This window comes from Streptomyces bambusae (assembly GCF_019400985.1).
In the GTDB taxonomy this organism is placed as follows: Bacteria; Actinomycetota; Actinomycetes; order Streptomycetales; family Streptomycetaceae; genus Streptomyces; species Streptomyces bambusae_A.
Genome location: NZ_WTFF01000065.1, coordinates 1 through 11,540, shown reverse-complemented (window position 1 = coordinate 11,540; position 11,540 = coordinate 1). Strand labels below are relative to the sequence as shown.

Annotated in this window: 11 protein-coding genes; 8 read left to right on the top strand and 3 right to left on the bottom strand. The window is 70.7% G+C overall.

Annotated elements, in window-relative coordinates; genetic code table 11:
• Nucleotides 1-325 precede the first annotated feature (325 nt).
• Complete coding sequence (locus GPJ59_RS12085; RefSeq protein WP_219667037.1) at nt 326-853, bottom strand: GNAT family N-acetyltransferase; 528 nt, start codon at nt 851-853, stop codon at nt 326-328.
• A 97-nt stretch (nt 854-950) separates the two neighbouring features.
• On the opposite strand from GPJ59_RS12085, the gene GPJ59_RS12080 reads away from it, so the two are divergent.
• Nucleotides 951-2,234: a geranylgeranyl reductase family protein gene (locus tag GPJ59_RS12080; RefSeq protein ID WP_219667036.1), complete on the top strand. Its 1,284-nt coding sequence runs from the start codon at nt 951-953 to the stop codon at nt 2,232-2,234.
• 28 nt (nt 2,235-2,262) lie between these two features.
• On the opposite strand, the gene GPJ59_RS12075 is transcribed toward GPJ59_RS12080, so the two are convergent.
• Together GPJ59_RS12075 and GPJ59_RS12070 are read right to left on the bottom strand one after the other, a co-directional pair.
• On the bottom strand, nt 2,263-2,937 hold the full coding sequence (locus tag GPJ59_RS12075; RefSeq protein WP_219667034.1) for a hypothetical protein: 675 nt from the start codon (nt 2,935-2,937) through the stop codon (nt 2,263-2,265).
• A gap of 119 nt (nt 2,938-3,056) precedes the next feature.
• On the bottom strand, nt 3,057-3,899 hold the full coding sequence (locus GPJ59_RS12070; protein WP_219667032.1) for a C40 family peptidase: 843 nt from the start codon (nt 3,897-3,899) through the stop codon (nt 3,057-3,059).
• Between the two features lie 927 nt (nt 3,900-4,826).
• Here GPJ59_RS12070 and GPJ59_RS12065 point away from each other — a divergent pair.
• From GPJ59_RS12065 to GPJ59_RS12035, 7 genes are all read left to right on the top strand, one after another.
• Nucleotides 4,827-5,186: an NADH-quinone oxidoreductase subunit A gene (locus tag GPJ59_RS12065; RefSeq protein WP_219667031.1), complete on the top strand. Its 360-nt coding sequence runs from the start codon at nt 4,827-4,829 to the stop codon at nt 5,184-5,186.
• A gap of 15 nt (nt 5,187-5,201) precedes the next feature.
• On the top strand, nt 5,202-5,756 hold the full coding sequence (locus GPJ59_RS12060) for a NuoB/complex I 20 kDa subunit family protein (protein ID WP_219667029.1): 555 nt from the start codon (nt 5,202-5,204) through the stop codon (nt 5,754-5,756).
• Nucleotides 5,753-6,547, top strand: coding sequence for an NADH-quinone oxidoreductase subunit C (locus GPJ59_RS12055; RefSeq protein WP_219667027.1), 795 nt, complete (start codon nt 5,753-5,755; stop codon nt 6,545-6,547). The genes GPJ59_RS12060 and GPJ59_RS12055 overlap by 4 nt, the downstream gene beginning before the upstream one ends.
• Nucleotides 6,547-7,878: an NADH-quinone oxidoreductase subunit D gene (locus tag GPJ59_RS12050; RefSeq protein WP_219667025.1), complete on the top strand. Its 1,332-nt coding sequence runs from the start codon at nt 6,547-6,549 to the stop codon at nt 7,876-7,878. The genes GPJ59_RS12055 and GPJ59_RS12050 overlap by 1 nt, the downstream gene beginning before the upstream one ends.
• Nucleotides 7,875-8,645: an NADH-quinone oxidoreductase subunit NuoE gene (gene nuoE, locus GPJ59_RS12045; protein WP_258024268.1), complete on the top strand. Its 771-nt coding sequence runs from the start codon at nt 7,875-7,877 to the stop codon at nt 8,643-8,645. Before GPJ59_RS12050 ends, nuoE begins: the two co-directional genes overlap by 4 nt.
• Nucleotides 8,645-10,024: an NADH-quinone oxidoreductase subunit NuoF gene (gene nuoF / locus GPJ59_RS12040; protein WP_219667024.1), complete on the top strand. Its 1,380-nt coding sequence runs from the start codon at nt 8,645-8,647 to the stop codon at nt 10,022-10,024. Before nuoE ends, nuoF begins: the two co-directional genes overlap by 1 nt.
• On the top strand, nt 10,021-11,540 hold a 1,520-nt coding region (locus GPJ59_RS12035; RefSeq protein WP_219667021.1), incomplete at its 3' end, for an NADH-quinone oxidoreductase subunit G. The genes nuoF and GPJ59_RS12035, both read left to right, overlap by 4 nt.

Below are 11,540 nucleotides of genomic sequence, written 5' to 3'. Positions count from 1 at the left end.
CCACATGAACAAACACTGCCGGGCATTCCTATGTGCTTTCACGGCCCAGCGCAAGAGCAGCCGAGCAGCCCGCTGTCGACGGGCACGCAAGCTCAATGTGCATATATGTCGGCAAGTCCATACGGAATGAAGCCGGGCGCGGGGGCCAGTGATAATGATTACTGTCGGGCCGGCCACGGTGACGTGACCGTCACCGGTAGGCACGCTCGTTCCTTCCAGCCAACACTGACGACGTACCGGACGTCATTCGGCCGCCGCAGCCGACGACGGCCCCAGCCGTCCGGCCTTGACGAACAGCCCCAGCCCCAAGTGAGCGGCGTTGGTACTAGAGGTCCAGCACGTAGCGGCGGCTCGGGTTGCCCGTCGGGTTGGTGAGTTCGTGGGTCAGGGTCATGCCGAGGCGTTCCGCCACCGCCGCCGAGCGGGTGTTGCGGGCGTCGATCATCGCTACGACGCGGCTCAGGCCCGACTGGCGGACCCGGTCCAGGGTGGCCAGGGCGGCGGCGTACGCGTAGCCCTTGCCCCAGTGGGCGCGGCCCAGGCGCCAGCCGATCTCCGTCTCGCCGACCGGGCCCCAGGGCTTGGTCTCCGGCCACGGCTGGGCGCCGGCGAAGCCGGCCACCTCGCCGTCCGGGCCGAGGAGCGTCCACAGGCAGTAGCCCAGCTGGGCGTCGTGCATCCGCTGGCGCGCGGTGAGTTCGACGTACGCCGAGAGCTCGGCGGGCCCGCCCAGGAACTCCATGACGTCGGGGTCGTCGAAGACCCGGTGCCAGTCATGGGCGTCCTCGTGCGTGGGCACCCGCAGCCGCACGTCGGGCAGCGGCCGGGTCGGCGAGGTCGGCGAGCTTGTCATCAGGTGGCCCTTCGGTTCGCGATCTCTCTCGCTGCATAGACTGCACACGTCCGGTGCCGATTGGGCACCCCTTATCGAGCCGTCGGGAGACCCCGCAGTGACCGAGCCGCTCTCCGAACACACCGCGGACGTGATCGTCGTCGGGGCCGGACCCGCCGGCTCCACCACCGCCTACTACCTGGCCAAGGCCGGTCTGGACGTGCTGCTGCTGGAGAAGACGGCGTTCCCGCGCGAGAAGGTGTGCGGCGACGGGCTGACCCCGCGGGCGACCAAGCAGCTGGTGGCGATGGGGATCGACATCTCCGAAGAGGCCGGCTGGCTGCGCAACAAGGGCCTGCGCATCATCGGCGGCGGACAGCGGCTCCAGCTGGACTGGCCCGAGCTGGCCTCCTTCCCCGACTACGGACTCGTGCGCAAGCGCGACGACTTCGACGAGACCCTCGCCCGGCAGGCGCAGAAGGCCGGCGCCCGGCTGCACGAGCGCTGCAACGTCGGCGAGCCGATCCGCGACGCCCGCACCGGGCACATCACGGGCGTGCACGCCAAGCTCGGCGAGGAGAAGACCCCGGTCACCTTCCACGCCCCCTTGGTGGTCGCCGCCGACGGCAACTCCTCCCGCCTGTCGCTGGCCATGGGCCTGCACCGGCGCGAGGACCGCCCGATGGGCGTGGCCGTGCGGACCTACTTCACCTCCCCCCGGCACGACGACGACTACCTGGAGTCCTGGCTGGAGCTGTGGGACCGGCGCGGCCCGCAGGACCGGCTGCTGCCCGGCTACGGCTGGATCTTCGGCATGGGCGACGGCACGTCCAACGTGGGCCTCGGCATCCTCAACTCCTCCTCCGCCTTCCGCGAGCTGGACTGGCGCGAGGTGCTCAAGGCGTGGTGCGCGTCCATGCCCGAGGACTGGGGCTACACCCCCGAGAACATGACGCAGCCGATCCGCGGCGCGGCCCTGCCGATGGCCTTCAACCGGCAGCCGCACTACACCAAGGGCCTGCTGCTCGTCGGTGACGCGGGCGGGCTCGTCAACCCGTTCAACGGCGAGGGCATCGCCTACGCGATGGAGTCCGGCAAGATCGCCGCCGACGTCGTCGTCCAGGCGCACGCCCGGGCCACCCCGGCGCAGCGCGAGCTGGCCCTGCACAGCTACCCGAAGGTGCTCAAGGAGACCTACGGCGGCTACTACTCGCTCGGCCGCGCCTTCGTGAAGCTGATCGGCAACCCGAAGGTCATGAAGATCGCGACCCAGCGCGGCCTGACCCACCCGGTGCTCATGCGGTTCACGCTGAAGATGCTGGCCAACCTGACCGACCCGACGGGCGGCGACGCGATGGACCGCATCATCAACGGGCTGTCCAAGATGGCCCCGCGCGCCTGAGCCGCCCCCGTCATTTCAGCCCCCTCGGTCAGCCGCCTCGGCAGGCCTTCCTGCGCCGGGGCCGGCGGACCACCGCCTCGGACCAGCTGACCGGGACGTCGCCGGCGAACAGGCAGAGGCCGTCGCGCAGTTCCTCGCCGACGAGGATCTCGCCGGGCCGGTGGGTGACGTACTCGTGGCGGCGTCCGTCGCGCAGGGTCACCCACAGGGCCCGGTGCTGCGCGTATCCGGTGTTCCGGGCGTTCCGGGCGTTCCCGGTGTTCTTGGCATTCCCGGCGGTCCCGGCGCCGGGCTCCCGGCCGTCCCGCCGCAGCTCGACGGTGCCGATCTCGACCTCGCGTATGTCGCGCCAGGCGGCGTGGAAACGGTCCGCCAGGTGCAGACCGGAGGCGTCGGCGCGGACCAGGGGGCGCAGGGCGGCCAGGACGCAGCCCGCGGTCAGTACGAGGCCGCAGAGCAGGGCGAGCAGGGACATGCCCCAGCCGCCCAGCAGCATCTCCAGGTCGAACCCGCGGGACCACGGGCGGGTGGTCGTCAGCAGCCAGCCGCCGAAGGCGAGGAAGCCGAGCCCGAGCGCGGCGAAGAGCCCGACCCCCTCGGCGTAGACCTCGTACGAGTCCGGGTCCGAGTGCGGGTCCCCGTACGAATCCCCGCGCGCGTCCCCGTACGGGCCCCGGCCGGGCGCCGAGTCCGGTATGTCCATGTGCCCACCCCTTCCCTCAGGATGGTAGGGCCTGCGGCCGGGCACGGCGAAGGGCCGGTACTCCACCCCCGAGCGGGGGAGTACCGGCCCTTCGTGGACCATCGGCCGGATCGGCCGGATCAGAGCACGCGGACGGCGCCCGTGGGCGGGTCGTAGCTCAGGGAGCGCTCGACGACGCCGGTGCTGGGGTTCTGCGCGCCGATGAACTTGCCGCCGCCGGAGTAGATGGCGACGTGGTAGGCGCTGCCCTTGCTGCCCCAGTACAGGATGTCACCCGGCTGCAGGGAGCTCAGCGACACCGAGGTGCCGAACGAGGACTGCGGGCCCGAGGTGCGCGGCAGGGTGATGCCGGCCTGGCGGTACGCGGCCTGCACCAGGCCGGAGCAGTCCCACGAGCCGGGGCCGGTACCGCCGAGGACGTAGGCCTTGCCGACCTGCGCGCGGGCGAAGTTCAGGATGGCGGCGGCGGAGCCGGTCGCCGGGGCCTTCACGGAGCTGGGCGTGGAGGCGGTGGAGCCGGAGCCCGTGCCGGAGGAGCCGGACAGCGAGGTGCGGCCCGAGTCGCGGGAGGCGCGCGTGGCGGTCTCCAGGCGGTCGGCCTCCTCCTTCGCCTTCTTCTCGGCGTCGGCCTTCTTCTGGGCGTCCTCCTTGGCCTTCTTGGCCTCGGCGGCGGCGCCCGTGCGGGCGCTCTCCTCCAGGGTGTTGAGCTCACCCTGCAGGGCAGCCGCGCGGGAGTTGTCCGCGGCCTTGGTGACGGCGGAGGAGACCTCGGAGCTCAGGTCCAGGTCCAGGACCGGCATCTCGAGGGTCTCGGTCACGGGCTCGGCAGCGGGGGTTGCGCTCGCCGTGCCGGCCATCGCCAGGGTGCTGAGAACGCCACCGGCAACTCCGGCGCGGACCGCGAGCTTCGAGGCGCTGCGACGGGGCTTCCGGTGGCTGGGTATGTGAGCGGAGTGGGACATGGGTCAACCGCTATCAGGGTGCCGGGGTTCGCTTCAAGAAACGTGGTCTGCGCCACAGTTGGGCCGGAGCGGCGCCAATCGGACACGCCGCAGACTTTATTGACGCCGTAACGGGCGAATCGGACACCCCTCCGCAGGGCTGTGATCACGGACTTTCCGAATTAAGTCCGTTTTGGCCGGGGCTTACCATCACCCCGCACAGATGGCCAAGCCCGCTTTCCGGGGCCCGTCCGGGGTGTGGTGCAGGTCACAGAATCGTCTCGCCGTGTCGGCGCCGTGTCGGCGCTGTGATGCCGCCGTGAGCCTGCCGTGAGCCCGCTGTGGCGCCGCCGTGGCCGGGCCGTGATCTTCCCTGGCGACCATCACGCCTCCCGACGCCCCCTCGGCGCCTCCGCCGGCACCTCCCTCGGCGCCCTGTCGACACTCCCCTCGGCGCCCGCCGACGCCCCCTCGGCACACCTCCCTCGGCTCCCCTCCGACGCCCACCCGAGCCCCCCTCGGCACCCCCCGACGAGCTCGTGAACGGATGCACGCGTCCACCGCCGTCCCGGCGCCCTCCCTCGCCCGGGTGAGGCGGATGTCCATATCACGCGCATTAGACTGGAAACAAATTTGCCTGCACGTGCCATCGTTTGATAGTGCGAGACGCCCCCTACCAGGGGTAACGGACCTGGATGTCACCTTTGGTGATCATGCGGATGCTTCGCGTACGTAGATCACCACTCATCGGACTTCATGATCGTTCGTCAGGTGGTGGAGATCACAAACTCGTTGTTGTTACCCGTGTCGCAGATCACAGACCGGCGGGCATAGGATGCGCAGCAGTCCGGCTTGTGAACTGCCTCACATGTGCGCGATCTTCGCGGGGCGGGATGCACTCCGGCGCAGCGGTCCAACGGTCAAGGACGACTGGAAGGAGCGAGGAGCGTGAATGCCTACGCGCCCATCCTCGTGCTCGGCGCCCTCGGGGCAGGGTTTGCGATCTTCTCCGTGGTCATGGCCACGCTGATCGGCCCCAAGCGGTACAACCGGGCGAAGCTCGAAGCCTACGAGTGCGGCATCGAACCGACCCCGCACCCGGCGGGCGGCGGCCGCTTCCCCATCAAGTACTACCTGACGGCGATGCTCTTCATCGTCTTCGACATCGAGATCGTCTTCCTCTACCCCTGGGCCGTCACGTTCGACGCCCTGGGGATCTTCGGGCTCGTCGAGATGCTGCTCTTCGTGCTCACCGTCTTCGTCGCCTACGCGTACGTATGGCGGCGCGGCGGCCTGGAATGGGACTGAGGGGCTGAGTTTTCCATGGGACTGGAAGAGAAGCTGCCGAGCGGCTTCCTGCTGACCACCGTCGAACAGGCCGCGGGCTGGGTGCGCAAGTCATCCGTCTTCCCCGCCACCTTCGGCCTGGCCTGCTGCGCCATCGAGATGATGACGACCGGTGCCGGCCGCTACGACCTCGCGCGCTTCGGCATGGAGGTCTTCCGCGGCTCACCGCGCCAGGCGGACCTGATGATCGTCGCCGGCCGGGTCAGCCAGAAGATGGCGCCGGTGCTGCGCCAGGTCTACGACCAGATGCCCGAGCCGAAGTGGGTCATCTCGATGGGCGTGTGCGCCTCCTCGGGCGGCATGTTCAACAACTACGCGATCGTCCAGGGCGTCGACCACGTCGTCCCGGTGGACATCTACCTGCCCGGCTGCCCGCCCCGCCCCGAGATGCTGATGGACGCGATCCTCAAGCTCCACCAGAAGATCCAGTCCTCCAAGCTCGGCGTGAACCGGGAAGAGGCGGCCCGCGAGGCGGAGGAGGCGGCCCTCAAGGCCCTCCCCACCATCGAGATGAAGGGGCTGCTCCGGTGAGCGAGACCCAGAAGCCGGGGAACGGCACCCCGGAGAACGCAGGCGACGGAACGCCGGAGAACGCAGGCAACGGAACCCCGGAGAACGCCGGCAACGGCACCGACGTCCCCGCCCCGCGGGGCGGCTCCGGCGCCGAGGTCATCGGCGTCCGCAAGGGCATGTTCGGCGCCGAGAAGGGCGGCGACACCAGCGGCTACGGCGGCCTGGTCCGCCCGCTGGTCCTGCCCGGCGCCTCCGCCCGGCCGTACGGTTCGTACTTCGACGAGGTCGCCGACGAGCTCGAAGGCGCCCTGGAGGAGCAGGGGCTCCTCCCCGCCAACGCGATCGAGAAGACCGTCGTCGACCGGGGCGAGATCACCTTCCACATCGCCCGCGAGCACCTCGTCCGCGTCGCCCGCACCCTGCGCGACGACCCGGCCCTGCGCTTCGAGCTGTGCACGGGCGTCTGCGGAGTGCACTTCCCCCACGACAAGGGCCGGGAGCTGCACGCCGTCTACCACCTGCGCTCGATCACCCACGGGCGGCTGATCCGGCTGGAGGTCGCGGCCCCGGACGCCGACCCGCACATCCCCTCGCTGGTCTCCGTCTACCCGACCAACGACTGGCACGAGCGGGAGGCGTACGACTTCTTCGGCCTGGTCTTCGACGGCCACCCGGCCCTCACCCGGATCATGATGCCGGACGACTGGCAGGGCTTCCCGCAGCGCAAGGACTACCCGCTCGGCGGCATTCCCGTCGAGTACAAGGGCGCCCAGATCCCGGCTCCCGACCAGCGGAGGTCGTACAGCTGATGTCCACCACCCCGAACCACGAGGCGGCCTCCCGGGAGACGACCGAGGGCACCGTCTACACCATCACCGGCGGGGACTGGGACGAGATCGTCCGGTCCGCGGCCAAGGCGGACGACGAGCGGATCGTCGTCAACATGGGCCCCCAGCACCCGTCCACCCACGGAGTGCTCCGGCTGATCCTGGAGATCGAGGGCGAGACGGTCACCGAGGCCCGCTGCGGCATCGGCTACCTGCACACCGGCATCGAGAAGAACCTCGAATTCCGGAACTGGACGCAGGGCACCACCTTCGTGACGCGCATGGACTACCTGACGCCGTTCTTCAACGAGACGGCGTACTGCCTGGGCGTGGAGAAGCTGCTCGGCATCACCGACCAGATCCCCGACCGAGCCACCGTCATCCGCGTCCTGATGATGGAGCTCAACCGGCTCTCCTCGCACCTGGTGTGCATCGCCACCGGCGGCATGGAGCTGGGCGCGACCACGATCATGATCTACGGCTTCCGCGACCGCGAACTGATCCTCGACATCTACGAGATGATCACCGGCCTGCGCATGAACCACGCGTACGTCCGCCCCGGCGGCCTCGCCCAGGACCTGCCCCCGGGCGCCGTGGAGAAGCTCCGCGAGTTCGTGAAGACCTTCAAGAGGAACCTGCCGGAGTACGACAAGCTCGCCACCGGCAACCCGATCTTCAAGGCCCGTATGCAGGACGTGGGCTACCTGGACCTGGCCGGCTGCATGGCCCTGGGCGCCACCGGCCCCATCCTGCGCTCCGCCGGCCTGCCGCACGACCTGCGCAAGTCCGACCCGTACTGCGGCTACGAGACGTACGAGTTCGACGTGCCGACCGCCGAGACCTGCGACTCCTACGGGCGCTTCCTGATCCGCCTGGAGGAGATGCGCCAGAGCGTCCGGATCATCGAGCAGTGCCTGGACCGGCTGGCGCCCGGCCCGGTCATGGTCGCCGACAAGAAGATCGCCTGGCCGGCGCAGCTCGCCATGGGCCCCGACGGCCTCGGCAACTCCCTCGACCACATCAGGAACATCATGGGCACCTCCATGGAGGCCCTCATCCACCACTTCAAGCTGGTGACCGAGGGCTTCCGGGTGCCGGTCGGCCAGGCCTACGCGGCCGTCGAGTCCCCCAAGGGCGAGCTCGGCGTCCACGTCGTCTCCGACGGCGGCACCCGTCCCTACCGGGTCCACTTCCGCGACCCGTCCTTCACCAACCTGCAGGCCATGGCCGCGATGTGCGAGGGCGGCCAGGTCGCCGACGTCATCGTCGCCGTCGCCTCCATCGACCCCGTGATGGGAGGCGTCGACCGATGACAACCGTGCCTGCTCGGGGGGAGACCCCCGAACCCCGTGTCCCGCTCGGCATGCCGCAGCTCCCGGCCCCGGACTTCCCGGCGGAGGTCCGCGCCCGGCTGGAGGCGGACGCGAAGGAGGTCGTCGCCCGCTACCCCGACAGCCGGTCCGCGCTGCTGCCGCTGCTGCACCTGGTGCAGGCGGAGGAAGGTCACGTCACCCGCACCGGCATGCGCTTCTGCGCCGAGGTGCTGGGCCTGACCACCGCCGAGGTCACCGCCGTCGCCACCTTCTACACGATGTACCGGCGGCGGCCCTCGGGCGACTACCAGGTGGGCGTCTGCACGAACACCCTGTGCGCGGTGATGGGCGGCGACGCCATCTTCGAGGAGCTCAAGGAGCACCTCGGCGTCGGCAACAACGAGACCACCCCCGACGGCAAGGTCACGCTGGAGCACATCGAGTGCAACGCGGCCTGCGACTTCGCCCCCGTGGTGATGGTCAACTGGGAGTTCTTCGACAACCAGACCCCCGAGTCCGCCAAGGACCTCGTCGACGACCTGCGGGCCGGGCGCCCGGTCGAGCCGACCCGGGGCGCACCGCTGTGCACCTTCAAGGAGACCGCCCGCATCCTGGCCGGCTTCCCCGACGAGCGCCCCGGCGCGGTCGAGGCGAGCGGCGGCGCCGGCCCCGCCTCCCTGGTGGGCCTGCGCATCGCGCGCGGCGAGACCCCGCAGGCGTCGATCGTCCACCCGCGCGGTGAGACCGGCACCGAGGGAGGGGAGTGATGACCGTGTCGACTCCACAGGGAAGCCACGGCGGCACCCCCCGGCCGGAGGCCGGCGGAGGCACGAGCCCGGACAAGCTCCTGGCTCCCGTGCTCTCGGCGTTCTGGGACGAACCCCGCTCGTGGACGCTGGAGACCTACCGGCGGCACGAGGGCTACGAGGGCCTGCGCAAGGCGCTCGCGATGTCGCCGGACGACCTCATCGCCTACGTCAAGGACTCGGGCCTGCGCGGCCGCGGCGGCGCGGGCTTCCCCACCGGAATGAAGTGGCAGTTCATCCCGCAGGGCGACAACAAGCCGCACTACCTCGTCGTCAACGCCGACGAGTCCGAGCCGGGCACCTGCAAGGACATCCCCCTCCTCTTCGCCAACCCGCACTCCCTCATCGAAGGCATCGTCATCGCCTGCTACGCCATCCGCTCGCAGCACGCCTTCATCTACCTGCGCGGCGAGGTCGTGCCGGTGCTGCGCCGCCTGCACGAGGCGGTGCGCGAGGCGTACGAGGCCGGCTACCTCGGCAAGGACATCCTCGGCAGCGGGCTCGACCTCGACCTCACCGTGCACGCCGGCGCCGGCGCCTACATCTGCGGTGAGGAGACCGCCCTCCTCGACTCCCTCGAAGGCCGGCGCGGACAGCCCCGGCTGCGTCCCCCCTTCCCCGCGGTCGAAGGCCTCTACGCCTGCCCCACTGTGGTGAACAACGTCGAGTCGATCGCGTCGGTTCCCGCGATCCTGAACCGGGGCAAGGACTGGTTCAAGTCGATGGGGACGGAGAAGTCCCCCGGCTTCACCCTCTACTCGCTCTCCGGGCACGTCGCCAATCCCGGCCAGTACGAGGCCCCGCTCGGCATCACCCTGCGCCAGCTGCTCGACATGAGCGGCGGCATGCGCCCGGGCCACCGGCTGAAGTTCTGGACCCCGGGCGGCTCCTCCACCCCCATGTTCACCGACGAGCACCTCGACGTACCGCTGGACTACGAGGGCGTGGGCGCGGCCGGCTCGATGCTGGGCACCAAGGCCCTGCAGTGCTTCGACGAGACCACGTGCGTGGTGCGGGCCGTGACCCGGTGGACCGAGTTCTACGCCCACGAGTCCTGCGGCAAGTGCACGCCGTGCCGCGAAGGCACGTACTGGCTGGTCCAGCTGATGCGCGACATCGAGGCCGGCAAGGGCGTCATGTCCGACCTCGACAAGCTGAACGACATCGCCGACAACATCAACGGCAAGTCCTTCTGCGCGCTCGGCGACGGCGCGGCCAGCCCCATCTTCTCCTCGCTGAAGTACTTCCGCGAGGAGTACGAGCAGCACATCACGGGCAAGGGCTGCCCCTTCGACCCCAGGAAGTCGACCCTCTGGGCCGACACGGAGGTGAACGCATGACCGTCGCCACGAACGCGCCCGCCGGGGGCGGCGAGGCGGCCCCGCCGCCCGAGGACCTGGTCACCCTGACCATCGACGGCGTCGAACTGTCGGTGCCCAAGGGCACCCTCGTCATCCGGGCGGCCGAGCAGATCGGCGTCGAGATCCCCCGGTTCTGCGACCACCCGCTGCTCGACCCGGCCGGCGCCTGCCGGCAGTGCATCGTCGAGGTGGAGGGCCAGCGCAAGCCGATGGCGTCCTGCACCATCACCTGCACCGACGGGATGGTGGTCAAGACCCAGCTCACCTCGCAGGTCGCCGACAAGGCCCAGCGCGGGGTGATGGAGCTGCTGCTCATCAACCACCCGCTGGACTGCCCGGTCTGCGACAAGGGCGGCGAGTGCCCGCTGCAGAACCAGGCGATGTCCCACGGCAACGCCGAGTCCCGCTTCGAGGGCAGGAAGCGCACCTACGAGAAGCCGGTGCAGATCTCGGCGCAGGTCCTGCTGGACCGCGAGCGGTGCGTGCTGTGCGCGCGCTGCACCCGCTTCTCCAACCAGGTGGCGGGCGACCCGATGATCGAGCTGCTGGAGCGCGGCGCGCTGCAGCAGGTGGGCACCGGCGAGGGCGACCCCTTCGAGTCGTACTTCTCCGGCAACACCATCCAGATCTGCCCGGTGGGCGCCCTGACCTCGGCCGCCTACCGCTTCCGCTCCCGCCCCTTCGACCTGGTCTCCTCCCCGAGCGTGTGCGAGCACTGCGCGGGCGGCTGCGCGACCCGCACCGACCACCGCCGGGGCAAGGTGCTGCGCCGGCTGGCGGCGGAGGACCCGCAGGTCAACGAGGAGTGGATCTGCGACAAGGGGCGGTTCGCCTTCCGCTACGCCCAGCGCCCGGACCGGCTGACCAAGCCGCTGGTCCGTGACAAGGCCGGGGTGCTCCAGGAGGCGAGCTGGCCGGAGGCGCTGGAGGCGGCGGCCCGCGGCCTGACCGCCGCGCGCACCGGAGGTGCCGGTGCCGGGGTCCTGGCCGGCGGCCGGCTGCCCGTGGAGGACGCCTACGCCTACGCCAAGTTCGCCCGGGTCGTCCTCGACACCAACGACGTCGACTTCCGCGCCCGCGTGCACAGCACCGAGGAGGCCGACTTCCTCGCCGCCACGGTGGCGGGCCGCGGCGTCGACCTCGACGGCGGGGGAGTCACGTACGCCTCGCTGGAGGCGGCGCCGGCCGTCCTGCTCGTCGGGATCGAGGCGGAGGAGGAGGCCCCCGGGGTCTTCCTGCGGCTGCGAAAGGCCCACCGCAAGCACCGGCAGCGGACGTTCGCGCTGGCACCGTTCGCCACCCGCGGCCTGGTCAAGGCCGGCGGCACCCTGCTGGCCGCGGCCCCCGGGACCGAACCGGAGTGGCTGGACGCACTGGCCTCCCGGACCGGCCTGGAGCAGGGCGGCGAGGAGGCCGCCGACGCGCTGCGCCGGCCCGGCGCGGTCGTCGTCGTCGGCGAGCGGCTCGCGGGCGTGCCCGGCGCGCTGACCGCCGC

Bases quoted from the DNA above. Each gene is read 5' to 3' on its own strand.
- GPJ59_RS12085 (WP_219667037.1), bottom strand. From the start codon at position 853: ATGACAAGCTCGCCGACCTCGCCGACCCGGCCGCTGCCCGACGTGCGG.
- GPJ59_RS12075 (WP_219667034.1), bottom strand. From the start codon at position 2,937: ATGGACATACCGGACTCGGCGCCCGGCCGGGGCCCGTACGGGGACGCG.
- GPJ59_RS12070 (WP_219667032.1), bottom strand. From the start codon at position 3,899: ATGTCCCACTCCGCTCACATACCCAGCCACCGGAAGCCCCGTCGCAGC.
- GPJ59_RS12060 (WP_219667029.1), top strand. From the start codon at position 5,202: ATGGGACTGGAAGAGAAGCTGCCGAGCGGCTTCCTGCTGACCACCGTC.
- GPJ59_RS12050 (WP_219667025.1), top strand. From the start codon at position 6,547: ATGTCCACCACCCCGAACCACGAGGCGGCCTCCCGGGAGACGACCGAG.
- nuoE (WP_258024268.1), top strand. From the start codon at position 7,875: ATGACAACCGTGCCTGCTCGGGGGGAGACCCCCGAACCCCGTGTCCCG.
- nuoF (WP_219667024.1), top strand. From the start codon at position 8,645: ATGACCGTGTCGACTCCACAGGGAAGCCACGGCGGCACCCCCCGGCCG.